The 23,996-nt window shown below is 68.7% G+C and carries 21 protein-coding genes and 1 tRNA gene; 6 read left to right on the plus strand and 16 right to left on the minus strand.

Annotated elements, in window-relative coordinates:
- Window positions 1–83: 83 nt before the first annotated feature.
- Entirely contained in the window at window positions 84–3,836 is a 3,753-nt protein-coding gene (gene metH / locus ACN27E_RS05805) for a methionine synthase (RefSeq protein WP_422747332.1), read from the minus strand.
- 311 nt (window positions 3,837–4,147) lie between these two features.
- Between metH and ACN27E_RS05810 the strand changes: the two genes are divergently transcribed.
- Complete coding sequence (locus ACN27E_RS05810; RefSeq protein WP_422749646.1) at window positions 4,148–4,999, plus strand: PAC2 family protein; 852 nt, start codon at window positions 4,148–4,150, stop codon at window positions 4,997–4,999.
- Here the strand turns inward: ACN27E_RS05810 and ACN27E_RS05815 are convergent.
- From ACN27E_RS05815 to ACN27E_RS05850, 8 genes are read right to left on the minus strand one after another with little or no spacing between them, the layout of a single operon-like run.
- Window positions 4,996–5,880 carry an SDR family oxidoreductase gene (locus ACN27E_RS05815; protein WP_422747334.1) on the minus strand — a complete coding sequence of 295 codons (885 nt, stop codon included), beginning with the start codon at window positions 5,878–5,880 and terminating at the stop codon, window positions 4,996–4,998. The two genes, ACN27E_RS05810 and ACN27E_RS05815, sit on opposite strands and share 4 nt — an antisense overlap.
- A 10-nt stretch (window positions 5,881–5,890) precedes the next feature.
- Window positions 5,891–7,138 (minus strand): cysteine--1-D-myo-inosityl 2-amino-2-deoxy-alpha-D-glucopyranoside ligase, encoded by a 1,248-nt coding sequence (gene mshC, locus ACN27E_RS05820; RefSeq protein WP_422747337.1) that lies wholly within the window; start codon window positions 7,136–7,138, stop codon window positions 5,891–5,893.
- Window positions 7,139–7,187: 49 nt separating this feature from the next.
- Window positions 7,188–7,946 carry a 3'(2'),5'-bisphosphate nucleotidase CysQ gene (locus ACN27E_RS05825; RefSeq protein ID WP_422749647.1) on the minus strand — a complete coding sequence of 253 codons (759 nt, stop codon included), beginning with the start codon at window positions 7,944–7,946 and terminating at the stop codon, window positions 7,188–7,190.
- Entirely contained in the window at window positions 7,946–8,782 is an 837-nt protein-coding gene (locus ACN27E_RS05830) for an SCO1664 family protein (RefSeq protein ID WP_422747339.1), read from the minus strand. The genes ACN27E_RS05825 and ACN27E_RS05830 overlap by 1 nt, the downstream gene beginning before the upstream one ends.
- The gene (locus ACN27E_RS05835) at window positions 8,766–9,353 is read right to left on the minus strand and encodes a DUF3090 domain-containing protein (RefSeq protein ID WP_422747341.1); all 588 of its coding nucleotides are present in this window, start codon (window positions 9,351–9,353) and stop codon (window positions 8,766–8,768) included. Before ACN27E_RS05835 ends, ACN27E_RS05830 begins: the two co-directional genes overlap by 17 nt.
- 25 nt (window positions 9,354–9,378) lie before the next feature.
- Window positions 9,379–10,059, minus strand: a complete 681-nt coding sequence (locus ACN27E_RS05840; RefSeq protein ID WP_422747342.1) for a histidine phosphatase family protein — start codon at window positions 10,057–10,059, stop codon at window positions 9,379–9,381.
- Window positions 10,056–10,886: an undecaprenyl-diphosphate phosphatase gene (locus tag ACN27E_RS05845; protein WP_422749649.1), complete on the minus strand. Its 831-nt coding sequence runs from the start codon at window positions 10,884–10,886 to the stop codon at window positions 10,056–10,058. Before ACN27E_RS05845 ends, ACN27E_RS05840 begins: the two co-directional genes overlap by 4 nt.
- A gap of 38 nt (window positions 10,887–10,924) precedes the next feature.
- A complete protein-coding gene (locus ACN27E_RS05850; RefSeq protein ID WP_422747344.1) occupies window positions 10,925–11,236 on the minus strand; it encodes a hypothetical protein in 312 nt (103 codons plus the stop codon).
- A 163-nt stretch (window positions 11,237–11,399) separates the two neighbouring features.
- Here ACN27E_RS05850 and ACN27E_RS05855 point away from each other — a divergent pair, with 163 nt between their 5' ends.
- From ACN27E_RS05855 to ACN27E_RS05865, 3 genes are read left to right on the plus strand one after another with little or no spacing between them, the layout of a single operon-like run.
- Window positions 11,400–12,380 (plus strand): YncE family protein, encoded by a 981-nt coding sequence (locus ACN27E_RS05855; RefSeq protein WP_422747346.1) that lies wholly within the window; start codon window positions 11,400–11,402, stop codon window positions 12,378–12,380.
- Window positions 12,377–12,628: a DUF5703 family protein gene (locus ACN27E_RS05860; RefSeq protein WP_422747348.1), complete on the plus strand. Its 252-nt coding sequence runs from the start codon at window positions 12,377–12,379 to the stop codon at window positions 12,626–12,628. The genes ACN27E_RS05855 and ACN27E_RS05860 overlap by 4 nt, the downstream gene beginning before the upstream one ends.
- Complete coding sequence (locus ACN27E_RS05865) at window positions 12,625–13,692, plus strand: quinone-dependent dihydroorotate dehydrogenase (RefSeq protein WP_422747349.1); 1,068 nt, start codon at window positions 12,625–12,627, stop codon at window positions 13,690–13,692. Before ACN27E_RS05860 ends, ACN27E_RS05865 begins: the two co-directional genes overlap by 4 nt.
- Here the strand turns inward: ACN27E_RS05865 and ACN27E_RS05870 are convergent.
- The gene (locus ACN27E_RS05870; protein ID WP_422749651.1) at window positions 13,689–14,237 is read right to left on the minus strand and encodes a YbhB/YbcL family Raf kinase inhibitor-like protein; all 549 of its coding nucleotides are present in this window, start codon (window positions 14,235–14,237) and stop codon (window positions 13,689–13,691) included. The two genes, ACN27E_RS05865 and ACN27E_RS05870, sit on opposite strands and share 4 nt — an antisense overlap.
- Window positions 14,238–14,265: 28 nt before the next feature.
- Entirely contained in the window at window positions 14,266–15,609 is a 1,344-nt protein-coding gene (locus tag ACN27E_RS05875) for a M20/M25/M40 family metallo-hydrolase (RefSeq protein ID WP_422747351.1), read from the minus strand.
- Between the two features lie 76 nt (window positions 15,610–15,685).
- Here ACN27E_RS05875 and ACN27E_RS05880 point away from each other — a divergent pair.
- Window positions 15,686–15,771: transfer RNA gene (locus ACN27E_RS05880), tRNA-Leu, on the plus strand.
- A gap of 13 nt (window positions 15,772–15,784) precedes the next feature.
- Here ACN27E_RS05880 and ACN27E_RS05885 read toward each other — a convergent pair.
- The gene (locus ACN27E_RS05885) at window positions 15,785–19,573 is read right to left on the minus strand and encodes a molybdopterin-dependent oxidoreductase (RefSeq protein ID WP_422747352.1); all 3,789 of its coding nucleotides are present in this window, start codon (window positions 19,571–19,573) and stop codon (window positions 15,785–15,787) included.
- Window positions 19,574–19,789: 216 nt separating this feature from the next.
- On the opposite strand from ACN27E_RS05885, the gene ACN27E_RS05890 reads away from it, so the two are divergent.
- Window positions 19,790–20,464: a sensor domain-containing protein gene (locus ACN27E_RS05890; RefSeq protein WP_422747354.1), complete on the plus strand. Its 675-nt coding sequence runs from the start codon at window positions 19,790–19,792 to the stop codon at window positions 20,462–20,464.
- A 3-nt stretch (window positions 20,465–20,467) separates the two neighbouring features.
- On the opposite strand, the gene ACN27E_RS05895 is transcribed toward ACN27E_RS05890, so the two are convergent.
- The 4 genes from ACN27E_RS05895 to ACN27E_RS05910 are packed head-to-tail and all read right to left on the minus strand — an operon-like array spanning window position 20,468 to window position 23,924.
- Window positions 20,468–20,857 carry a universal stress protein gene (locus tag ACN27E_RS05895; RefSeq protein WP_422747355.1) on the minus strand — a complete coding sequence of 130 codons (390 nt, stop codon included), beginning with the start codon at window positions 20,855–20,857 and terminating at the stop codon, window positions 20,468–20,470.
- Between the two features lie 31 nt (window positions 20,858–20,888).
- Entirely contained in the window at window positions 20,889–22,439 is a 1,551-nt protein-coding gene (locus ACN27E_RS05900; RefSeq protein ID WP_422747357.1) for a tripartite tricarboxylate transporter permease, read from the minus strand.
- Between the two features lies 1 nt (window position 22,440).
- On the minus strand, window positions 22,441–22,959 hold the full coding sequence (locus ACN27E_RS05905; protein ID WP_422747359.1) for a tripartite tricarboxylate transporter TctB family protein: 519 nt from the start codon (window positions 22,957–22,959) through the stop codon (window positions 22,441–22,443).
- A complete protein-coding gene (locus ACN27E_RS05910) occupies window positions 22,956–23,924 on the minus strand; it encodes a Bug family tripartite tricarboxylate transporter substrate binding protein (RefSeq protein ID WP_422749652.1) in 969 nt (322 codons plus the stop codon). The genes ACN27E_RS05905 and ACN27E_RS05910 overlap by 4 nt, the downstream gene beginning before the upstream one ends.
- Between the last annotated feature and the right edge of the window lie 72 nt (window positions 23,925–23,996).

The raw sequence follows: 23,996 nt of genomic DNA on the forward strand, positions 1-23,996 counted from the left end.
CATTCTGTCACGGGTCGCCCGGTGATCGCGAAACGCCAACCGGCCGACGGCCAATCGCCCCGCGGCACAACTGCGTTGGTACCTCAGTCCTCCGGGTTGTACCCCAGGTTCGGCGCCAACCAGCGCTCGGCCTCCTGCAGCGTCCAGCCCTTGCGTCGCGCGTAATCGGCGACCTGGTCCTGGGCCAGCCGACCGACCACGAAGTACTGCGACTGGGGATGGGAGAAATACCAGCCGCTGACCGCCGCGCCGGGCCACATCGCCATCGACTCGGTCAATTCGATCCCGGTGCGCTCCGTGACATCGAGCATGGCGAACAGGGTCGTCTTCTCGGTGTGCTCAGGGCAGGCCGGATAGCCGGGCGCGGGCCGGATCCCGACGTACTTCTCGCCGATCAGCTCGTCGTTGTCCAACTGCTCGTCGGGCTGGTAGCCCCAGAACTCCTTCCGGACCCGTTCGTGCATCCGTTCGGCGAACGCCTCGGCCAGCCGGTCGGCGATCGACTCCAGCAGGATCGCGCTGTAGTCGTCGTTGGCCGCCTTGAACTCGACGATCTTCTCCTGGCTACCGAGCCCGGCGGTGACGGCGAAGGCCCCGACGTAATCGGCCAGACCGGTCTGCCTGGGTGCGATGAAATCGCCCAGCGACCGATTCGGGATGCCGTCGCGGTGCTCCCCCTGCTGGCGCAGATTGCGCAGGGTGGTCAGTACCTCGGCGCGCGTCTCATCGGTGTAGACCTCGATGTCGTCACCGACCGCGTTCGCCGGGAAGAACCCAATCACCCCGTTGGCGGTCAGCCACTTCTCCTCGATCGCGGTGTCGAGCATCTCCTGGGCGTCCTCGTAGAGCTTGCGGGCGGCCTCACCCGACGCCGGGTTGTTGAGGATGTCGGGGAAGCGGCCCTTCATCTCCCAGGCGTTGAAGAACGGCTGCCAGTCGATGTACTCCCGCAACTCCGACAGGTCGTAGGCCGGGAATTCCCGCACCTGCGCCCCGATGGTGGGCGCCGGCGGCGTGTAGCCGTCCCAGTCGATCGGCGTCCGGTTCGCGCGGGCCTTCTCCAGGGTCAGCATCGGACGCTCGTTCTTCTGGGCGTGCCGTTCCCGCAGCGACGCGTAGTCCTTCTCGGTGGCCTCCAGCAGGCCCGGGCGCTGTTTGTCGTCGAGCAGCGCGGCCGCGACGGGCACCGAACGCGACGCATCCTTGACCCACACCACCGGGCCGCTGCGGCGCGGCGCCACCTTCACCGCCGTGTGCGCGCGCGACGTGGTGGCACCACCGATCAGCAGCGGGATCTCCAACCCCTCGCGCTCCATCTCGGCGGCGAAGTTGACCATCTCGTCCAACGAGGGGGTGATCAGGCCGGACAGCCCGATGATGTCGGCGTCGTGCTCCTTGGCCGCGTCCAGGATCTTCTGCGCCGGAACCATCACGCCGAGGTCGATCACCTCGTAGTTGTTGCACTGCAGAACGACCCCGACGATGTTCTTGCCGATGTCATGGACGTCGCCCTTGACCGTCGCCATGATGATCGTGCCGTTGGTGTCCTTGCTCTTGGTTGCCGAGGCCTCCTTCTCGGCCTCGATGAACGGCAGCAGATAGGCCACCGCCTTCTTCATCACCCGGGCGGATTTCACCACCTGCGGCAGGAACATCTTGCCCGAGCCGAAGAGATCGCCGACGACGTTCATCCCGTCCATCAGCGGACCCTCGATCACCTCGATCGGCCGCCCGCCGGCGGCCTCGATCTCGGCGCGCAGCTCCTCGGTGTCGGCGTCGACATTGGCGTCGATGCCCTTCACCAGCGCATGCGTGATGCGCTCGCGGACCGGCAGCGACCGCCACTCGGCCGCGGCGGGATCCTCGGATTTCTCGGACTTGTTGAACCGCTCGGCGATCTCCAGCAGCCGTTCGGCGGCGTCCTCGCGACGGTTCAGGACCACGTCCTCGATGCGGTCCCGCAGTTCGGGGTCGATCGAGTCGTAGGGCACCAGCGCACCGGCGTTGACGATGCCCATGTCCAGACCGGCCTTGATGGCGTGGAACAGGAAGACCGCGTGGATCGCCTCGCGGACCGGGTTGTTGCCGCGGAACGAGAAGGACACGTTGGAGATGCCGCCGGAGATGTGCACCCCGGGCAGGTTCTCCTTGATCCAGGCGCAGGCCTCGATGAAGTCGATGCCGTAGGTGGCGTGCTCCTCGATGCCGGTGGCCAGCGCGAAACAGTTCGGGTCGAAGATGATGTCCTCGGCGGGGAAGCCGACCTCCTCGGTGAGGATCCGGTAGGCGCGTCCGCAGATCTGCTTGCGGCGCTCGAGGTTGTCGGCCTGGCCCTGCTCGTCGAAGGCCATCACGACCACGGCGGCACCGTATTTGCGGCACAGCCGCGCCTCCCGGATGAACTTCTCCTCCCCCTCCTTCAGGGAGATCGAGTTCACGATCGGCTTGCCCTGGACGTTCTTCAGGCCCGCCTCGATGACCTCCCACTTCGAGGAATCGATCATCACCGGCACCTTGCTGATGTCCGGTTCGGCCGCGATCAGCTTGGTGAACCGGTCCATCGCGGCGACGCCGTCGATCATGCCTTCGTCCATGTTGATGTCGATGACCTGCGCACCGACCTCGACCTGCTGCAGAGCCACCGACAGCGCGCTGTCGTAGTCCTCGGCTTTGATCAGATTGCGGAACCGCGCCGATCCGGTGATGTTGGTGCGTTCACCGATATTGACGAACAGCGAGTCGTCGGTGATGTTGAGCGGTTCCAGACCTGACAGTCGGGTCGCCACCGCGATCTCGGGCAGCTCGCGGGGCGGCTTGCCCTCGACGACCTTGGCGATCTCGGCGATGTGCGGCGGCGCCGTGCCGCAGCAGCCACCGACCAGGTTGACCAGGCCGGCGTCGGCGAAGTCGGCGATGTAGCCGGCCTGGGCCTCGGGCGTCTCGTCGTACTCGCCGAAGGCGTTGGGCAGCCCGGCGTTCGGATAGCAGGAGACGAACGTGTCGGCGATCCGCGACACCTCGGCGATGTAGGGGCGCATCTCCGGGGCACCCAGCGCGCAGTTGAGGCCCACCGCGAGCGGCTTCGCGTGCCGGATCGCGTTCCAGAACGCCTCGGTGACCTGCCCGGACAACGTCCGCCCGGAGGCGTCGGTGATGGTGCCCGAGATGATCAGCGGCCACCGCCGGCCGCGCTGTTCGTACAGGGTCTCGACGGCGAACACCGCCGCCTTGGCGTTCAGCGAATCGAAGATCGTCTCGATGATCAGCAGGTCAGAGCCGCCGTCGACCAGACCGTTGGCGGCTTCCAGATAGGCGGCCACCAACTGGTCATAGGAGACGTTGCGGGCGCCCGGATCGTTGACGTCCGGCGAGATCGACGCGGTCCGCGTCGTCGGCCCGATCGCCCCCGCGACGAAGCGGGGCTTGTCCGGGGTGCTGAACTCGTCGGCGGCCGCGCGCGCGAGGGCGGCGCCGGCGAAGTTCAATTCGTAGGCCAGATCGGCCATGTCGTAATCGGACAGCGAGATCGCGTTCGCGTTGAAGGTGTTGGTCTCGAGGATGTCGGCGCCGGCCTCGAGATATTCGCGGTGGATCGCCTCGATGATCTGCGGCTGCGTCAGGTTGAGCAGGTCGTTGTTGCCCTGCAGCGCGGTCGGCCACTCGGTGAACCGGTCACCGCGGTATCCGGCCTCGTCCGGGCGGTCCCGCTGGATCGCCGTACCCATCGCACCGTCGATGATCATGATTCGCTGACGGAGCGCCGCGGTCAGTTCCTCGGTGCAGTCCGGGCGGACGTTCGGCGTGAAAGTGTTCGTGGTGACAGCGGTCACGTGCACTCCTTCCGTAGCGGAAGGCGTCCTTGACTCTGCCGAGCGTGGCGGTCACCGCAGAACCGGGACCGTTGCAACGCCTCTCGACCCCCGAAAGTCTACGTCGTCACCCGATCGACGTCTGGACGCCTGCCGGCCAGGTCTTTCTGGACGTCTTTCCTGAACGTCCTCGCGGACAAGGTTAACGAGATTGCCGCCAAGCCTATTTCGTCGACACCCTGGGCGTCCGCATGGACCGATGGGGCTCCCCCGTCCCCCGCAGGCTTTAGGCTTGCCGGGTGACCCCATCGGATACACCGGGACCGAAGGGACCTGACCTGCCCGGACTGCGCGACGCCATCATCGTCGCCGCATTCGAAGGATGGAACGACGCCGGTGACGCGGCCAGCGACGCGCTGGAACATCTCGACGCCATCTGGGAGGCCGAGCCGATCGTCGAGATCGACGACGAGAGCTACTACGACTACCAGGTCAATCGCCCCCAGATCCGGCAGATCGACGGGGTGACCCGCGAATTGGTGTGGCCCTCGATGCGGATCTCGCACTGCCGCCCGCCCGGTGCCGAGCGCGACATTGTGCTGATGCACGGGGTCGAGCCGAACATGCGCTGGCGCACGTTCTGCGCCGAGCTACTCACCATCGCCGAGAAGCTCGACGTCCAGACCGTGGTGATCCTGGGTGCCCTGCTGGCCGACACACCGCACACCCGGCCGGTACCGGTGTCCGGGGCCGCCTACTCCCCCGAGTCGGCGAAGTTCTTCGGTCTGGAGGAGACCCGCTACGAAGGGCCGACCGGGATCGCGGGCGTCTTCCAGGACGCCTGTGTACAGGCCGGGATCCCGGCCGTGACGTTCTGGGCCGCGGTTCCGCACTACGTGTCGCAGCCGCCCAACCCCAAGGCCACGGTGGCGTTGCTGCGCCGGGTGGAAGACGTCCTCGACATCGAGGTGCCGCTGGCGGATCTGCCCGCTCAGGCCGAGGAGTGGGAGGAGGCGGTCAGCGAGATGACCGCCGAGGACGACGAGATCGCCGAGTATGTCGCCTCGCTGGAACAACGCGGTGACGCCGAGGTCGACATGTCCGATGCGCTGGGCAAGATCGACGGCGACGCGCTGGCCGCGGAGTTCGAGCGCTATCTGCGCCGCCGCGGCCCCGGCTTCAAGGGCTAGGGCAACTTCTTGCGGTGCCCGGCGGTGCGGGCGCCCAGTGACCGCTTGAGCGCGGTCACCTCGGCGTCCATCTGGGGCAGGATGGCCGGCGCGTTGCGCAACACCGAAGCCTGTCCCAGGCGGGTGGTCAGCACCGGCTTGAACCAGCGGATGAGACCCACCCAGCCGGGACAGTAGATCCGTTCGCGCCGTCGTTCGATGCCCTTGACGAACACCTCCCCGCATTCCTGGACCGAGGTGGTCTTGCTGAGCGGGCCGGGCAGTGTGTCGAGCATCCGGCGGAAGCTGGGGAGGTCGGCCTTGGTGTCGCGCACCAGCGGGGTGTCGATCCAGGACATGTGCGCCACCCCGACCGTGACGCCGTGGTGGGCGACCTCCAGGCGCAGCGCATTGGCGAAGTGTTCGACACCCGCCTTCGACGCGTCGTAGGGCGCCATCCCCGGTGCGGCGGCGAACGCCGCCAGCGACGACACCACCAGCACGTAGCCCTTGCGACCGATCAGCGACGGCAGCGTCGCCCGCACGGTGTTGAAGACGCCGACCACGTTCACGTCGAGCACCCGGCGGAACGCGTCGGGGTCGACCACCAGCACCGAGCCGTAGCTGGCGATGCCGGCGTTGGCGATCACGATGTCGATGCCGCCGAAACGCTGGACGGCCTCGTCGGCGACGGCCTGCATATCGGCGAGGTCGCACACGTCGGCGACGCTGGTGAGCACCCGGTCGGCGCCCAGCGAGGTCTCGAGTTCCTTGAGCGGCGTCTCGTCGACGTCGGTGAGCACCAGTTTGGCGCCCCTGGCGTGCAGCCGGCGGGCCAGTTCCTCGCCCACGCCGCGCGCCCCGCCGGTGATGAACACCACTTTCCCGCGAACCGATCCCATGCGGGGAAAGTTACTCCACCGCGAGCTGCACTCCCAGCAGAGCGTCGATCGCGGTGGCCACGGTGCGCGGCGCGGCGCGGTCGGCGCCGCCGAAGTCGAGCGCCTCGGTCGCCCAGGCGTCCAGCGCGACCAGCGCCCTGGGGGTGTCCAGATCATCGGCCAGGTAGGTGCGCAGCCGCGCGACGACATCGGCGGCGTCCGGCCCCGCATCGAGCGCGGTGGCGCGCCGCCAGCGGTCCAGCCGGGCCTGCGCGTCGGCGAGCAGCTGATCGCTCCACGACCGGTCGTCGCGATAGTGTCCGGCCAGCAGGCCCAGCCGGACCGCGGCCGGGTCGACACCGTCGGCCCGCAGCCGGGACACCAGGACGAGGTTGCCGCGGCTCTTGCTCATCTTGTGGCCGTCCCAGCCGATCATCCCGGCGTGCACGTAGTGCCGGGCGAAGCGGCGCTCCCCGGTGACCGATTCGGCGTGGGCCGCGGAGAACTCGTGGTGGGGGAACGTCAGATCGCTGCCGCCGCCCTGGATGTCGAGTCCGGTGCCGATGCGGCTCAGTGCGATCGCCGCGCATTCGACGTGCCAGCCGGGCCGGCCGGGCCCGAACGGCGACGGCCAACTCGGCTCACCGGGTCGCTGTGCCCGCCACAGCAGCGCGTCGAGCGGGTCGGCCTTGCCGGGACGGTCGGGATCACCGCCGCGTTCGCCGAACAGCGCCAGCATGGTTTCGCGGTCATAACCGGACTCGTAGCCGAATTGTGTGGTCGCGTCGGCCCGGAAGTAGACGTCCGGGTGTTCGCTGTCGTCGACGATGTAGGCGGCCCCGGAGGCCAGCATCTTCTCCACCAGCTCGACGACCTCGGCGATCGCGTCGGTGGCGGCCACGTAGTCGCGTGGCGGCAGCACCCGCAGCGCGGCCATGTCCGCGCGGAACAGGTCGGTCTCCCGGTCGCCGAGGGTGCGCCAGTCGATGCCGTCGCGGTGCGCGCGCTCGAAGAGCGGGTCGTCGACGTCGGTGACGTTCTGCACGTAGTGAACGTCGTGGCCGCCATCGAGCCACAACCGGTGCACGAGGTCGAACGCCACGTAGGTGGCGGCGTGTCCCAGATGGGTGGCGTCGTAGGGGGTGATGCCGCAGACGTACATGGTGGCGGTCGACCCGGCCGCTACGGGCCGCACCTGTCGGTCCGCGCTGTCGAAGAGGCGCAACTGCGGCCCGCGCCCGGGGAGCGCCGGGACGTTCGGCGCCGGCCACGAATGCATGACGTCGACTCTAGGGTGTTCGATCGGACCGACCTCCCGCGGTGTGCCGTCAGTGCGAGGAGAGGATGGCCGACAACAGCACATCGGTCAGCTCGGGACGGCACATCAACAGATCGGGCAGATAGGGGTCGCGCTGGTTGTACTCCAGGGGTGAGCCGTCCAGGCGGGAAGCGTGCAGCCCCGCCGCCCGCACCACGGCCGCCGGCGCGGCCGAATCCCACTCCCACTGCCCCCCGGCATGGATGTAGGCGTCGACGTCGCCGCGCACCACGGCCATCGCCTTGGCCCCGGCCGAACCGATGCGCACCAGCTGCATGTCGAGTCGATCGCGGATCTTCCACAACACCGCGGGCGGGCGGGTCGCGCTGGCCGTCACCCGAATCGGACCGTCGCGCCGCGCAGCGGGTGTGGTGACGGTGTCGGTGCGGTATATCTCGCCGCGCGCCGGCAGGGCCACGGCCGCGTCGGTGAGTCCGCCGCCCGGGCCGCCGTCGCGCTGCCAGAGCGCGATGTGCACGGCCCAGTCCGGGTGCGGCGGCAGGGAGTACTCGCGGGTGCCGTCGACCGGGTCGACGATCCAGACCCGGTCGGCATCCACCCGGCGCAGGTCGTCGACAGCTTCCTCGCTCAACACGGCGTCGTGGGGCCGGTGCTGCCGCAACCGGTCGAGGATCAGGGCGTTGGCTCGCAGGTCGCCCTCGTCGCCGAGGTCGTAGGGGTAGAGATAGTCGTAGGACTCCCGCAGGTCGAGCAGGAGCTCGCCCGCCTCCGCGGCCACGTCCGCGGCGACCTGGGCATCGGTGGCCATCAGAACGCCGGCCACGGGATGGGCCGGTGGCGGTCCGGCATGGGCATGACCGGATGATCCAGCAGCGCAACGATTCTCGCCCGTAAAGCGGCGATCTCCCGGCGAGTGATGTGGGCCGCGAGCTGTCGGCCGAGCTCGCCGCGCAGCGTATCGCCGAGTCGGGCCACAGCCTCGAGCGCCTCGTCGTCGACGGGTTTACCCGCCCAGCCCCACAGCACCGTGCGCAGCTTGTCGTCGGTGTGCAGGCTCACTCCGTGGTCGACGCCGTACACCCGGCCGTCGACACCGGCCAGGATGTGGCCGCCCTTGCGATCGGCGTTGTTGATCAGCACATCGAACACCGCCATGCGCCGCAGCCGCGCGTCATCGGCGTGCACGAGGGTCACCTCGTCGCCGGCGTAGTCGTAGGCCTGCAGGATCGGCAGGTAGCCGGGCGGAATGCGGCCGGCCGGCAGCAGATCCACCAGATCGGGCCCCGTGGCGCTTTCGGTATCGCCGTCCTCGGGTTGTTCCACCCACCGCTGCACCATGCCCGGTCCGGCGGGGCCCTCGCGAAGGATCGTGTGCGGCACCACATCCCAGCCCAGTGCGGCCGAGATCAGGTAGGCGCCGACTTCACGGCCGGCCAACGTGCCGTCCGGGAAATCCCACAGCGGTGCCTCGCCGGCGACCGGCTTGTACACACAATGCAGTTGCGCCTCGCCCAGGCGCGCTTCACAGAGGAACGTGGCGTTGCTCGCTGAGCGGATGCGGCCGACGACGGTCAGCTCGCCGCATCGCATCACAGTCCCCTGGTCCAGGCCGTCGCCGCCCAACTCCTCAGCTGTCGGGGTCATCGTCGGATCCGGACAGCTCGCCACGCCGATAGCCGTTGGTGCGCACGCAGATGTGGCCCTCGGGATCGAGAGGCTCCTCACACAGCGGGCACGGGGGGCGCCCGGCCGAAATCACCTTGTTCGACCGCGTCGCGAATTGGCGCGCCGATTCGGGGGTGAGGAAGACCCGCACGGCATCGGGCCCCTCCTCCGCGTCGTCGAGTACCACCGATGCGTCGAATTCCGTGTCGGAGACCGCGAGCAGCTCCACGACGATGGTCTGCGCCTCGGAATCCCAGCCCAGGCCCATCGTGCCGACCCGGAACTCGGCGTCGACGGGGGTGACCAGGGGGCTCAGGTCGTCCACTTCGCCGGTGTCCGGCGGGATGGGGGTGCCGAACCGCCGGTTGATCTCGAGCAGCAGGGCGGCGATACGTTCGGCCAGGACGGCAACCTGCTGTTTCTCCAGGATCACCGAGACGACGCGCTTGTCGTGCACGGCCTGCAGATAGAACGTTCGGTTACCGGGTTGCCCGACGGTCCCGGCCACGAAGCGGTCGGGCGTGCGGAAGACGTGGATTGCGCGGGGCATGGCACCTTCCAAAATACCGGGTGGGTCAGCCGGCGGACCCGCCGACGACCGCGTCTCCGGCGGGCACGTCGGGCTTGGCGACCAGACCGGCGGTCAGCCGGCCGCCCGTGTGGTTGATGTGCAGGACGAACGGCCGCACGTCGGTGTAGCGGATGACGCTCATCGAAGCGGGGTCGGCGGTGATGCGCTGGAAGGTATCGAGGTGTGCACCCAGCGCGTCGGACAACACCGCCTTGATGACGTCGCCGTGTGTGCAGGCGATCCACAGCGCGTCGCCGCCGTGTTCAGCGGCGAGCCGGCGGTCGTGCTCGCGGACCGCGGCAACCGCCCGGGCCTGTACCTGCGCCAGGCCTTCGCCGTCGGGGAACACCGCGGCGCTAGGCTGCTGCTGCACCACCGCCCACAGCGGTTCCTTGACCAGCTCCGACAGCTTGCGACCGGTCCAGCCGCCGTAGTCCACTTCGACGAGCCGATCGTCGACCACGGGAGCCACGCCCAAAGCGGCGGCCACCGGCTCGACGGTCCGCTCACAGCGCAGCAGCGGGGAACGCACGATCGCCCGCACCGGCAGATCGGCAATGCGCTCGACCAGCTCACGCGCCTGTTCCACGCCACGCTCGTCGAGGTCGACCCCCGGGCTGCGCCCGGCCAGCGTGTGTGCCGTGTTGGACGTCGAACGCCCGTGGCGCAGCAGGATCACGGTCACTGGGCCGCCACCACCCCGGTAGAGAGCAGGATGAGCACCACCGCGCCGAGCGCGACGCGGTACCCGACGAACCAGTACATGCTGTGCCGGACCAGGAACCGAAGGAACCAGGCGACCGCGGCGAAGCCGATGACGAACGCGACGATCGTCGCGACCAGCAGTTGCGGACCGGTGGCGCTCATCCCCTCTCCGGATGGGGCGAACGCATCGGGCAGGGAGAACAGCCCGGAGGCGAAGACCGCCGGGATGGCCAGCAGGAAGCCGAACCGTGCGGCGAGTTCACGGTTCATACCCAGGAACAGGCCCGCGCTGATGGTCGCCCCGGACCGGGAGACCCCGGGCAGCAGGGCCAGGCACTGCGCGACACCGATGATGACGCTGTCGCGCCAGGTGAGCTGCTCCACGTCGCGCGTCTGACGACCGAACTGTTCGGCGGCGGCGATGACGGCGGAGAAGACGATCAGGGCGATCGCGATGGCCCAGAGGTTGCGCGCCCCGGTGCGGATCTCGTCCTTGAGCAGCAGACCGATCACCCCGATGGGGATGGTGCCGATGATGACGTACCACCCCAGCCGGTAGTCGGCGTCACGGCGTGCGGGAGTGCGCAGACCGCCGAACCAGGCCCGCACGATGCGGACGATGTCGCGGGCGAAATAGACCAGCACCGCCACCTCGGTACCCAGTTGGGTGACCGCCGTGAACGAGGCGCCCGCATCACCGGCGAAGAACACCCGCGACACGATCGCCAGATGTCCCGACGAGGACACCGGGAGGAATTCGGTGAGCCCCTGCACGATCGCCAGCACGACGACCTGTGCCCAGGACATGGCCGGCGCGTCGATCACGACGACGACCGTACCGGGCGTCAGCGGCCGGGGCGTGCCACGGGTTGGGCGTCGGCGACCGCGTCACGGACCGCGGCGGCCAGGCTGCGTTCGTCGGTGACGTCGAAATCGGTGAGCCGGCGCGTCGCGACGGCGACCACGTCGTCGGCGTCGGGCACCGGACGCGTCAGCCGTTGGTGGTAGACCTCGATGACCAGCAGTTGACGCTCGACGTGGAAGGAGAACGTCCGCCCGTCGCCGACCTGACCGAATCCGCTGGCGTGTACACCGGTGGAGATGTCTTCGAACTCGAACACGCGGCGCCCCAGATCGTGGTCGGTGACGAGTGTCATGCGAGCACCCTACCGAACGCGGCTAATTGGTACATCCAAATCCGCCTACACTTGTGGTTCGCCTGTCGGAAACCTGCCGAAAACCTACGCACGAACCGAGAGCTACCCCTTGCCCCGGATCTCAAACATACTTTTTCAGCCATTTCTCGCCGGACTGACAACGATGGCAATAATGACGCTGACCGGATGCTCGTCGAACCCCGTCGACGCACCCCCGCCGACCGTGCCCGCGGCCCAGGCCGCGGCCTCACCACCGGCCGCCGCAGACCTGCCCGGAACCATTTGGCCGGCGGCAACGGGCGCCCTGAACGCACTCGTCACCCAGGCCACCGGCGCGCTTGCCGTGCTGGGTCCCGGCCCGGCCGGCCAGTCCGCGGTCACCCTCTATCCGCCGGCCGCGCCGCCGCGCACGGTGCTCACGCCTGCCGAGGCGACCGCGATGGCCGACGATCCGCAGGGCCGGCTGTATCTGTCCACCCGGGGCGGCTACTTCGAGGTCGACCTGCCCGCCGGGGCGGTACGACGGGTGGACGTCGACGGGCAGTCCGACACCGACTTCACCGCGATCGCCCGGCGTGCCGACGGCCGCCTGGTGCTCGGCACCGCCGACGGTGCGGTGCTGACTCTCGACTCCCCCACCACCGTCGGCGCGTCCTTATCGATCTTCGCGCGGGTGGATGCGTTGGTGGCCCAGGGCGACACCACGGTCGTGCTCGACCGCGGCCAGACCTCGGTGACCGCGGTGGACGCCGCCGGCACCAAGGCCGCCCAGGCCCTGCGGGCCGGTGAAGGCGCCACCACGATCGCCGCCGACGCGGCGGGCCGGGTGCTGGTCGCTGACACCCGCGGCGATGAACTCCTGGTGTTCGGCACCGACCCGTTGATCATGCGACAGCGCTATCCGGTGCCCGGCGCGCCTTACGGGCTGGCCGGATCCCGGCATTGGGCGTGGGTGTCGCAGACGGCGACGAATACCGTCATTGGCTACGATCTGGCCACCGGGATCCCCGTCGAGAAAGTGCGTCACAACACCGTGCGACAACCCAACTGCCTGGCCTACGACGAGGCCTCCGACACGCTCTACGTGGTGTCGGGCTCGGGTGCGGGGGTTCAGGTCATCCCGAGCGCGGGGAAACCGACATGACCGCGATGCGCGGGCGGATGCCGGCCGCCTGGGACCGGCAGGTCGCCGAGGAATCCGACGACTACGAGTACGTGCCGCTGCGCCTGCCCCCGGACGTCACCCGCATCAGCGCGTCGATCCGGCTGTCCATCGAGGCGGAGTACCGCGGGTGGGAGCTGACCCGGGTGCGCGCCTACACCGACGGCAGCCGGCGGGTCCTGTTGCGACGCCGGAAATCGGCGAGAACCGCGGAGCAACCGGGCCAGTGACCGGCTATTCGGCGCTGCGGCGGGTGCTGTTCCTGGTGTCCCCCGAGCGCATCCACACCTGGGTGTTCGCCCTGTTGCGTGCCGTCACGGCGGTGCCGGCTGCCCGCCGCGCCGTGACCCGGTGGCTCGCGCCCCGCGACCCGATCCTGGCCACCACGGTGTTCGGGGTGCGCTTTCCCGGTCCGCTCGGGTTGGCCGCCGGGTTCGACAAGAACGGCAAGGGGTTGAATACCTGGCCCGCGCTGGGCTTCGGCTACGCCGAGGTGGGCACCGTGACCGCCCGCCCGCAGCCGGGCAACCCGCAGCCGCGGCTGTTCCGGCTGCCCGAAGACCGCGCGCTGCTCAACCGGATGGGGTTCAACAACGAGGGTTCCGCGCGGCTGGCCGAGCGGCTGACCCGCCATCGAGGCGACGGCGTGGTCGGAGTGAACATCGGCAAGACGAAAACCACCGCACCCGAGGATGCGGTCGCCGACTACGCCGAGAGCGCCCGCCGGCTCGGCCCGCTCGCCGCGTTCGTCGTGGTGAACGTCAGCTCGCCCAACACGCCGGGGCTGCGCGATCTGCAGGCCGTCGAATCCCTGCGGCCGATCCTGACCGCGGTGCGGGCGCAGACCACCGCACCGGTGCTGGTGAAGATCGCACCGGACCTCTCGGATTCCGATATCGACGAGATCGCCGATCTGGCAGTCGAATCGGGGCTGGCCGGCATCGTGGCGACCAACACCACGATCTCGCGCGATGGCCTGCGCACCCCGGGCGTCGACGATCTGGGCCCCGGCGGCATCTCGGGTGCGCCGGTGGCCGACCGGTCACTGGAGGTGCTGCGCCGGCTCTATCGGCGCGTCGGCGACCGGCTGGTGCTGATCAGCGTCGGCGGGATCGAGACCGCCGAGGATGCCTGGCAGCGCATCACCGCGGGGGCGTCACTGCTGCAGGGGTACACCGGATTCGTCTACGGCGGCGGGCTGTGGGCCAAAGACATCCACGACGGCCTGGCCCGCCGCCTGCACGACGGCGGGTTCGCCTCGTTGTCCGACGCAGTCGGCTCCGAGGTGCGTTAGCCCTCGATCCCGTAGGTGCCGGTGATCAGGGCCCGCGCGATGGCGTGGCTGAACAGGTTGAACCCGAGATACGCGGGGGTGGCGTCCTCGGGGATCTCCAGCTTCTCCACATCGACCGCGTGCACGGCGACGATGTAGCGATGCGGTCCGTGTCCGGGCGGCGGGGCCGCGCCGATGAAGCGCTTCTGGCCCGCGTCGTTGGCCAGCGTGACCGCGTCGCCGGGAAAGCCCTTGGCGCTGCCGTCACCGACACCGGCGGGTAGATCGGTCACCGTGGCGGGCAGGTTGAACACGGCCCAGTGCCAGAAGCCCGAGCCGGTCGGCGCGTCGGGGTCGTAGACGGTGACGGCGAAGCTGCGCGTCTCCTCCGGGAACCCGGACCACGACAACTGCGGTGACACGTCCTCGCCACCCGCGCCCATCAGTCCGCTGACCTGCTCGTTGCTCCACGGCTGGCCGTCGGTGAACGACTCGGAGGTCACGGTGAACGACGGCAGCTCGGGCAGGAATTCGTACGGGTCGTACCGGAACGGTGCGGCGGCCATGGTGTCCTTTCGCGTCAATGGATGTCGGTCAGCAGTTCTCCAGGAAGTGTTGCAGAACCTGCACGCCGAACTCGAGTGCGTCCACGGGTACCCGTTCGTCGATGCCGTGGAACAACGCGGAGAAATCCAGGTCGGGCGGCAGCCGCAGTGGAATGAAGCCGAAACACCGAATCCCCAAGCGCTGGAATGATTTCGCGTCGGTCCCGCCGGAGAGCATGTACGGCACCGTGCGCGCGTCGGGGTCGATCGTGAGCAGCGAGGCGTTCATCTGATCCACCAGGTCACCGTCGAACGTCGTCTCGTAGGACGGCAGGTCACGTTCCCAGGACCGGACCACGTCGGGTCCGATGAGCGCGTCGATCTCGCGTTCGAAGGCCGCCTTGCGGCCCGGCAGCACGCGGCAGTCGATCATCGCCTCGGCGGTCTGCGGAATCACATTCGCCTTGTAGCCGGCCTTGAGCATGGTCGGGTTGGCGGTGTCGCGCAGCGTCGCGCCGATGATGCGGGCGATACCACCGAGTTTGGCGATGGTGCCGTCCAGATCCGGGGAGTCGACGTCGAAGGAATACCCGGTCTCCTCGGCGACGGCGGTGAGGAATTGCTGCACGGGGTCGGTCAGGACCAGCGGGAATTCGTGACGGCCCAGCTTCGCGACGGCCTCGGCGACCGCGGTGACCGCATTGTCGTCGTGCACCATCGAGCCGTGCCCGGCCCGGCCGCGCGCGGTCAGCCGCATCCACGACAACCCCTTCTCGGCGGTCTCGATCAGATACAGGCGGCGTTCACCGCCGTCGCGGCGGGGCACGGTCAACGAAAAGCCGCCGACCTCGCCAATCGCCTCGGTGACACCGTCGAACAGATCGGGGCGGTTGTCGACCAGCCAGTGCGCGCCGTAGGTGCCGCCGTGCTCCTCGTCGGACACGAACGCGAACAGCAGGTCACGGGGCGGGACGATGCCGGCCCGCTTGAAGTGGCGTGCGACGGCGATCATCATGCCGCACATGTCCTTCATATCGACCGCGCCGCGCCCCCAGACGTAGCCGTCGTGCACCGCCCCGGAGAACGGGTGCACACTCCAGTCGGCGGGCTCGGCAGGCACCACGTCGAGATGTCCGTGGACCATCAACGTCCCGCGGGTGCGGTCGGCTCCGGGCAGCCGCGCGAAGACGTTGCCCCGGTTCGGCGCGCCCGCCTCGAGATACTCGCATTCGTAGCCGACCTCTTCGAGCTGAGACTGCACCCAGCGGGCGCACTCGCCTTCCCCCTTGGTGGTCGCGGGGTCTCCGGTGTTCGACGTGTCGAACCGGATGAGGGCGCTGACGAGATCGATGACCTCGGCGACGGGATCCAGCGGTGCGGTCACAAGTCCCATTCGTACCAGGTGCCTGCGTTTTGGTTAGGAGTGTGTGATCCGATAGCCTTAGCTGCCCGCGGCGACGTGGGCTCGAGTCCGAGTGGCGGAATGGCAGACGCGCTAGCTTGAGGTGCTAGTGCCCTATTAACGGGCGTGGGGGTTCAAGTCCCCCCTCGGACACTCACCGCAGATGTCAGTAGACGTCTCGCACATACCTCTTCTCCGCGACCAGCGTGCGTTTGTAGTCGCGGGCCGACTCGTCGCTCATGCGTCCGTGGGCCTTGATGATCTCGGTGAGCGCCAGGTCGACATCTTTGGCCATCCGGCTCGCGTCACCGCAGACGTAGAGATGCGCGCCCTCGTCCAGCCACCGCCACATGTCGGCCCCGTGGTCACGCATCTTGTGCTGGACGTACACCCGCTGAGCCTGGTCCCGGGAGAACGCCACGTCGAGCCGGTTGAGGAAGCCGTCGGCGACCATGTCCTCGAGGTCGTCGCGGTAGTAGAAATGCTCGCCGCGGTGCCGGTCGCCGAAGAACAGCCAGTTGCGTCCGGTGTGGCCCAGCGCGCGGCGCTGCTGCAGGAATCCGCGGAACGGCGCGATGCCGGTACCCGGGCCGATCATGATCATCGGCGTGGCCGGGTCCCGCGGCGGCCGGAAGTGCGGTGAGCGCTGCAGGAAGACCGGCACCGGCGTACCGGCCGCGCGGTCGGCCAGATAGGTCGAGCAGACCCCGCCGCGACGCTCCCCGTCGGCTCCGCGGTACCGCACGACCGCCGCGGTCAGCTGCACCTCGTGCGGTGACACCAGCGGGCTGGAGGAGATCGAGTAGCTGCGGGGCGTCAGCCGGACCAGCACCTGCTGCCACTGCTCCAGGTCCGCGTGCACCGCGAACTGCCGCACGATGTCGATTCCGTCGTGCCGGCTCAGCCACGCATCGAGCTTGTCAGGGTTGTTCCGGGGCGCGCGCAGCTTGCGGGCGTCGCGACTGTGCTCGGCCACGAACCGCACCAGGTCGGGCGTGACGCGCTGAATGTCGTAGCAGCTCATCAGCGCGTCGCACAGCGACCGTTCCTCACCGTCGACCGTCACCACCTGCTCACCGCGCAGTCCGGTGGCAGCCAGCCAGGCATCCACCGCCTGCGGATCGTTGCGGGCGACGACCCCCAGCGAATCCCCCACCGAATAGGAGACGCCGTACTCGGAGATGTCGAATCCGAACTGGCGCACCTCCTTCGCCGACGCTGGGGCACTGAGTACGTGATTGCGCACCAGCGGCGCCAGCACCGGCCTGGCCCGGGTGAAGAGGTCAGCCTCCCTGTTCTCGGGCACCGGCCGTGAGCGGGGTGCGGCCCCGAGCAGTACCGCGACCTCGGCGGTCCACCGGGCCATCGGCTCGGCATCGTGCGCCTCGCATTCGGCGCGCTCCCGCAGGCGGGTGGCGCCGAGGCCGGCGAAACGGTCGTCGACAACCCGGGCATACCCGCAGAAGTCGGCGTAGGAGCGGTCACCGATGCCCAGAACCGCGTAGCGCATCCCGTCGAGCACGGGCGCGTCCGGCGCTCCGAGGCGCCGCCAGAAATCGGCGCCGTTGTCGGGCGGTCCGCCGTCGCCGAAGGTGCTGGTCACCACCAGCACCTCGCGGGCGCCGGCGAGATCGCCCGGGGTTACCTCATCCATTGCTACAACCGTTGCGGCGCCGATGTTTTCGGCCACTCGGCCGGCGATGTCCTCGGCGTTGCCGGTCTGCGACGCCCACAGCACCAGCGGACCGTGCCCCGATGCCTGATGCGATGTCTGACGCGATGTCGACGGCTCGACCACGCGCACCGCGCGCACTGGCCGCAGGTTGACCGCGCAGACCTTGAACTCCGGCTGCAGCGACTCGGGGTCCACGGCGTCGTTGGTCAGCGCATTGATCGTCAGGTACTCGCCGTGTTCGTCGTTCCAATGGAACGGGACGAAGCAGCTGCCAGGCCGCACCCGGTCGCTGATCACCGCGGGCAGCACGGCGCGGCCGCGCCGGGATGTCAGCTCCACCTGATCGTCCTCGGCGATCTCCAGTGCGACGGCGTCGGCGGGATGCACCTCGACGAACGGCCGGCCGTTGAGCCGGTTGAGCTTGTCCACTCTGCCGGTCTTGGTCATGGTGTGCCACTGGTGTTGCAGCCGCCCGGTGTTCAGCACGATCGGGTAGTCGGCGTCGGGCAGCTCGTCGGCGTCTCGATGCGGTCGGGGCAGGAACACCGCCCGCCGTGACGGGGTGGCGAACGCCAGCCGGGGGCGATGGCCGTCCTCGTCGACGAACAGGTGCTGGCTGATGCCGTCGTTGAGATAGCGGATCGGATGGCGGTCCTGCTCGTCATCGGGCGGCACCGGCCACTGCAGCGGCGTTTCGCGCAGCCGGTCATACGAGGCGCCGCGCAGGTCCCAGCCTGTCCGCGGATTGGCGAATCCCCGGATCTCGTCGAAGATCTCGGCGCTGTTGTGGTAGGCGAACTGCTCGCCGAAGCCGAGGTGCGTGGCGACGGCACAGATCAACTGCCAGTCGGGCCTGGCCTGTCCGGCCGGCGGGACGGATTGTCGCAGCAAGGTGAGGGTGCGCTCGGAGTTGACCATCACCATGTCCGATTCGGCCCACAGCGCGGCGGGCAGCACGATGTCGGCGTAGCGATTGGTCGCGGTGTCGCGGTAGGTGTCCTGGGTGATGACCAGCTCGGCGGCCGCCAGCCCGGCGATCGTGGTGCGTCGGTTCGGCATGGTGGCCACCGGGTTGCTGCAGATGATCCAGCAGGCTTTGATCTCCCCTGCCGCGAGCCGTTCGAACATGTCCACCGCCCCGGGCCCGAACTCGTCGCGGATCGTGCCGGGAGCCAGCCCCCACCGCTGTTCGACGAACGCCCGGTCCGCGGCCGAGGTGACCGCCCGCTGTCCCGGCAGACCCGGTCCCAGATAGCCCATCTCCCGCCCACCCATGGCGTTGGGCTGACCGGTCAGTGACATCGGCCCGCTGCCGGGCCGGCAGATCGCTCCGGTGGCCAGATGCAGGTTGCAGATGGCGTTGGTGTTCCAGGTGCCGTGGGTGCTCTGGTTCATCCCGACCGCCCAGCACGTCATCCAGTCCTCGGCGTCGGCGATCATCGCCGCGGCCAGCCGGATGTCGGTCTCCGCGAGACCGGTGATCTGCGACACCCGCGCCGGCGGGTAGTCCGCCAGGAACGTGGGCATTCGCTCCCAGCCCTCGGTGTGGTCGGCGATGAACTGTTCGTCGATGTCGCCGCGCTGCACCAGCAGATGCAGGATTCCGTTGAGCAGTGCGAGATCGGTGCCGGGTTTGATCTGCAGATGCAGGTCGGCCCGGTCCGCGGTGGCGGTGCGCCGCGGATCGACGACGATGAGCTTGGCGCCGGCCTTGAGCCGGTCGGCCATCCGCAGGAACAGGATCGGGTGGCAGTCGGCCATATTCGACCCGATGACGAAGAACAGATCGGTCACATCGAAGTCGGTGTAGGACCCGGGCGGGCCGTCCGAGCCCAGCGATTGCTTGTACCCGGTGCCCGCACTGGCCATACACAGCCGCGAATTGGACTCCAGATACTTGGTGCGCAGGAATCCCTTGGCGAGTTTGGTTGCCAGATATTGAGATTCGAGCGACATCTGGCCGGACACGTACAGCGCCACCGCATCGGGCCCGTGCTCGTCGACGATCGCGCGCAGCCGTCGGCCCGCTTCGGCGACGGCATCGTCGACCGGTACCGGCACCGGCTCGTCGCCGCGGCCCGGCCGCAACAGTGCCGACGTCAACCGGCCGTCGTCAGCGCGCATCATCTCGGCGTGGGTGGCGCCCTTGGTGCACAGCCGTCCGGAGTTGGTGGGGTGCAGCTTGTCCCCGGACACCCGGGCGATCAGCGGGCCGTCGGTCTGTACCTCGATGCCGCAGCCGACGCCGCAGTATGAGCATGCAGTCCGGGTCACCGCCATGTGGCCATGGTCGATCGAGCCTGTTCCGATCGCCTTCCGACGAGGTTATCGCGGCGAAAACCTCTCCTCACCGCGGACACCGGCCCGCGGTGAGGCCTGCGCATGCGGCCACCGCCGACAGGATCACGATCGCGTTATCGGATCAGCCGTCGATCGTGACCTGGACACGCCGGTCAGCGGGGGTGCCGGCGGTGCGCGGCGGTGCACCATGCACGCATGCGTCATTACGCTGTCATCGCCGGCATCTGCGTGCTGGTCGCCGGGTGCGCCACGACCAGTAACGCCACTTCGAGCACCCCCGCCCCGACGATGACCCCGCGACCGCTGATGGAGCGGGAGCTGCCGGTCCTGCTGCTCAGCCCGGAGGAGGTCGCGGCGGCGATGGGGTCGACGCCGATGACCGTCACCTCGACCCAGACCACGATGAGTGACAGCAGCGCGATCATGGAGCCCGCCGAATGCCTCGCCATCGACGGCGCGGCCGAGGCGGTGGTCTACGCGAACAGCGGCTTCACCGCCGAGCTCGACGAGAGCATGAACAACGGCAATGACTTCACCCATTACGTCAAACAGTCGGTGGTGCGGTTCCCCTACATCGAGAAGGCAGCGGAGTTCTTCGAGATGTCGGTCCAGCAATGGCCGGCCTGCCACGCCTACAGCCATACGCAGAGCGGTTCGAAGTGGACGGTCGGCGAGATCCACAACGCCGACGGCATGCTGAGCACGACGGCCACCATGCAGGATGCCAAGGCCCCCGGCTGGGGCTGTGGGCGAGCACTCGCGTTGCGCAACAACCTCATCGTCGACGTCAACACCTGCACGGCGAACCCCGCCGACACCGCCGAGCGTATCGCCGCTCAGATCGGCGAGAAGATCGATGCCCAGTGGTGAGCGTCAGTCGGCGGGTTTGACCGCGAGCACCGGCTTCGGGCATTCCAGCAGGATCTGCTGAGAAACACTGCCCAACAGCAGCTTTCCGACCGGGTTTCGATGCCGCAGACCGATCACCAGCAATTCGGCGTCCGCCCGTTCCATCGCGGTGAGCAGCGCGTCGGCGGCGTACACCCCGACCGGCTGCTGAACCTCGTAGGCGACACCGCAGTCGGCAAGCTGCGCCTCGAGATTCGTCATGTTCTTCGGCTGGGCGAAGGCGGCGTCGACATAGGAGTCTCCGGCCGTCGAATTTACCACCAGCAGAGCGGTGTCGCGCCGTTTGGCCTCGGCGATGGCGTGTTCGACGGCCGCCGCGCCGTACCGGTCCGCGGTGTATCCGACCACGATCATTTCTTCTCCTCGCGCAAGCGCTTGTCGGTCGTCATGAGCGTGCCGCCTTCTCCTGTTGATCGACGTCGTCTTCGACGACGAGCAGCGTCTCCTCTTCACGGTGCAGCAGCCGCAGCACCAGCGGGGCCAACAACAGCACCGCCATGAGGACGTAGGTGATGATCGCCACCGGTTCGGTGAACAAGCTCGTCCAGTCCCCGCCGCCGAGCTGCAGACTCTGACGCAACTGTCGTTCGATGCGGGGCCCGAGGATCACGCCGATGATCAACGGCAGCACCGGCAGCCCGAAGCGGCGCATCATCAACCCCAGGAGCCCGAAGACCAGGAGCAGAGCCAGATCGAGCGGCTGGACGTTGACCGCCAGCGCACCCAGAGTGGCGAAGAACAGGATGCCGGCGTAGAGGTAGGGCCGCGGGGTGCGCAGCAGCTTCGCCCACAGCGGCGCCAGCGGCAGGTTGAGCAGCAGGAGCAGGAGATTGCCGATGAACAGACTGGCGATCAGCGTCCAGATCAGCAGCGGCTCCTTCTCGAACAGGGTGGGCCCGGGCTGAATGCCGTAGGAGACGAACGCGGTCAGGATCACCGCAGCCGTCGCGTTGGTGGGCAGACCCAGCGACAGCATCGGCACCAGGGTGCCCGCCGCCGAGGCGTTGTTCGCCGCTTCCGGACCAGCCACACCCTCGATGGCGCCCCGGCCGAACTCCGCATCGTGGCCAGTGCGTTTGGCCAGCTTCTTCTCGGTGATGTAGCTCAGGAACGTCGGCAGTTCAGCGCCGCCGGCGGGTAACGCGCCGAACGGGAATCCGTAGGCGGTACCGCGCAGCCACGGCTTCCAGGACCGGGCGAAGTCGCTGCGGCTCATCCACGGCCGGCCGACCGGGATCACCTCGGCGGGCCGCCGGCGCAGGTGCGCAGCCACCCACAGCGCCTCCCCCAGGGCGAAGATCGCGACCGCGACCACGACGATGTCGATGCCGTCGGACAGCTGCGGGATGCCGAACGTCGCGCGCGGCTGTCCGGTCAGGAAGTCGATGCCGACGACGCCGATGGCCAGGCCCAGGAACAGCGAGATGGCGCCGCGCAGCTTGGAGGCGCCCAGCACCGCGGTGACGGCCACCAGGGCGAACACCATGATCGCCAGATAGGACGGGGCACCGAGGGTGACAGCGAACCGGGAGATCGGCGGGGCGAACGCCGCGAGCAGTGCGGTGCCGATCGCACCGGCGACGAAGCTGCCGATCGCGGCGGTGGCCAGCGCCTGGGCCGCGCGCCCGGCCTTGGCCATCTTGTTGCCCTCGATCGCGGTGATCACCGAGGACGATTCACCCGGGGTGTTCAACAGGATCGAGGTGGTGGACCCGCCGTACATACCGCCGTAGAAGATGCCGGCGAACATGATGAAGGCGGCGCTGGGGCTGACGTTGTAGGTCACCGGGAGCAGCAGCGCCACCGTCATCGCCGGACCGATGCCCGGCAGTACGCCGACGGCGGTACCGAGCAGCACGCCGATGACGGCGTACAGCAGGTTCATCGGGGTGGCGGCCTCGGCGAAGCCCTGCAGGAGCCAGTCGAAGTTGTTCATGTCAGAGGATCCCGTCCAGAATTCCTGCGGGCAGCGGAATTCCGAGCCCTGAGTAGAAGGCGTAGAAGCTGGCCAGCGAAAGCACCAGCGCGATGGCGATGTTGCGGATGTAGTGGCGGTTGCCGAGGATCGTCGCGGCACCGGCGAACAGCAGGGTTCCGACGATCACCCAGCCGAGCGGTTCGACCAGCAGGATCACCGCGACGAACAATCCGACGAGCAGGCCCACGGTCCGCCAGTCGCTCGGCGCGTCCGGGTCGACATCCTCGCCGGCGTCGGCCTCCCCCACCGAACCCCGGGGGATGGCCACGGCAAGCACTACTGCCAGCAGGATCAGCACCACGCCGATCACCAGCGGGAAGATCCGCGGACCGACCGGGTCCACCTTCGCGAATCCCGCGGTGAGGCGGAGTGCATCGACGATCAGGAAGGCGCCGACGGCGACCAGCACGGCGCAGACGAGATACTGCGCTTTGTCCACCCGCTTGCGGTCGGCGGCGGTCTCGGGCGTGGCGGTCATACGAGCCCCAATTCGGTCAGGGTCGACGCGACCCGGTTGTCCTGGTCGGTGAGGAACTGCTCGAAGGCGGCGCCGGTGACGAATGCGTCGGTCCACCCGTTCTTCGCGAGCGCGTCCTTCCAGCCCTGGGTGGCGTGCAGCTCTTCCAGCGCCTTGACCATGGCTTGTTTGGCGTCGTCGGAGATGCCGGGCGGGGCCAACACCCCGCGCCAGTTGGCGAACGTCAGGTCGATCCCGGATTCCTTGAGCGTCGGGGCGTCGACACCTGGGACGCGCTGGTCGCTCGACACGGCGAGCACGCGCAACTGGCCGGAGTCGATCTGGTCGATCAACTCACCCGGGCTCGAGGTGCCCGCAGTGATCTTCTTGCCGAGCAGGGCGGTCAGCAGATCGCCGCCGCCGTCATAGGTGACGAAGTTGACCTGACGCGGGTCGACGCCGACGGTTTCGGCCATCTCCATGGGGAACAGATGATCCGGTCCGCCCGGGGACGATCCGCCGCCGATCGTCACGCTGGCGGGATCGGCCTTCCAGGCGGCCACGAAGTCCTGGACCGTCTTGAAGGGGGAATCGGCGGGGACGAAGATCGCCCCGGGATCCTCGATCAGCTTGGCCAGCGCAGTGGCGTCGGAGGCTTTGATGTCGGACCCGTTGGTGTAGGTGGCGCCGACGACACCGAGCCCCATGGTCATCATCAGGTCGTTGTTGCCCCGCTCGTTCATCAGCCGGGCCATGGCGACCGTGCCGCCGGCACCGATCACGTTGAACACCTCGATGCGGCCGGTGATGTCGTCGTCCTCCATGATCTTCACCGCGGTGCGGGCGGTGAGGTCGTAGCCGCCGCCGGGGCTGTTGGGCACCATCATGCGGAGGCGGTGTAGGCCACGGGCGTCGTCGCCGCGGGTGACGCCGCAGGCGCTCAGCAGCAGAATCGCCGCCAGAGCGAGGGCGAGCGCCTTCGCCAGGCCGGCCGTTGTTCGTTGCACGGTGTCCCCAATCAGCGTGGTGTGATCCTCAGCAATACTGGACACCGACAG

The organism is Mycobacterium sp. WMMD1722 (assembly GCF_049315205.1).
In the GTDB taxonomy this organism is placed as follows: Bacteria; Actinomycetota; Actinomycetes; order Mycobacteriales; family Mycobacteriaceae; genus Mycobacterium.

Bases quoted from the DNA above. Each gene is read 5' to 3' on its own strand.
- ACN27E_RS05850 (WP_422747344.1), bottom strand. From the start codon at position 11,236: ATGACACTCGTCACCGACCACGATCTGGGGCGCCGCGTGTTCGAGTTC.
- ACN27E_RS05890 (WP_422747354.1), top strand. From the start codon at position 19,790: ATGCGTCATTACGCTGTCATCGCCGGCATCTGCGTGCTGGTCGCCGGG.
- ACN27E_RS05830 (WP_422747339.1), bottom strand. From the start codon at position 8,782: ATGACCCCGACAGCTGAGGAGTTGGGCGGCGACGGCCTGGACCAGGGG.
- mshC (WP_422747337.1), bottom strand. From the start codon at position 7,138: ATGCATTCGTGGCCGGCGCCGAACGTCCCGGCGCTCCCCGGGCGCGGG.
- ACN27E_RS05875 (WP_422747351.1), bottom strand. From the start codon at position 15,609: ATGGGACTTGTGACCGCACCGCTGGATCCCGTCGCCGAGGTCATCGAT.
- ACN27E_RS05845 (WP_422749649.1), bottom strand. From the start codon at position 10,886: ATGTCCTGGGCACAGGTCGTCGTGCTGGCGATCGTGCAGGGGCTCACC.
- ACN27E_RS05895 (WP_422747355.1), bottom strand. From the start codon at position 20,857: ATGATCGTGGTCGGATACACCGCGGACCGGTACGGCGCGGCGGCCGTC.
- ACN27E_RS05860 (WP_422747348.1), top strand. From the start codon at position 12,377: ATGACCGCGATGCGCGGGCGGATGCCGGCCGCCTGGGACCGGCAGGTC.
- ACN27E_RS05905 (WP_422747359.1), bottom strand. From the start codon at position 22,959: ATGACCGCCACGCCCGAGACCGCCGCCGACCGCAAGCGGGTGGACAAA.
- ACN27E_RS05855 (WP_422747346.1), top strand. From the start codon at position 11,400: ATGGCAATAATGACGCTGACCGGATGCTCGTCGAACCCCGTCGACGCA.
- ACN27E_RS05825 (WP_422749647.1), bottom strand. From the start codon at position 7,946: ATGGCCACCGATGCCCAGGTCGCCGCGGACGTGGCCGCGGAGGCGGGC.
- ACN27E_RS05835 (WP_422747341.1), bottom strand. From the start codon at position 9,353: ATGCCCCGCGCAATCCACGTCTTCCGCACGCCCGACCGCTTCGTGGCC.
- ACN27E_RS05870 (WP_422749651.1), bottom strand. From the start codon at position 14,237: ATGGCCGCCGCACCGTTCCGGTACGACCCGTACGAATTCCTGCCCGAG.
- ACN27E_RS05815 (WP_422747334.1), bottom strand. From the start codon at position 5,880: ATGGGATCGGTTCGCGGGAAAGTGGTGTTCATCACCGGCGGGGCGCGC.
- ACN27E_RS05885 (WP_422747352.1), bottom strand. From the start codon at position 19,573: ATGGCGGTGACCCGGACTGCATGCTCATACTGCGGCGTCGGCTGCGGC.
- ACN27E_RS05900 (WP_422747357.1), bottom strand. From the start codon at position 22,439: ATGAACAACTTCGACTGGCTCCTGCAGGGCTTCGCCGAGGCCGCCACC.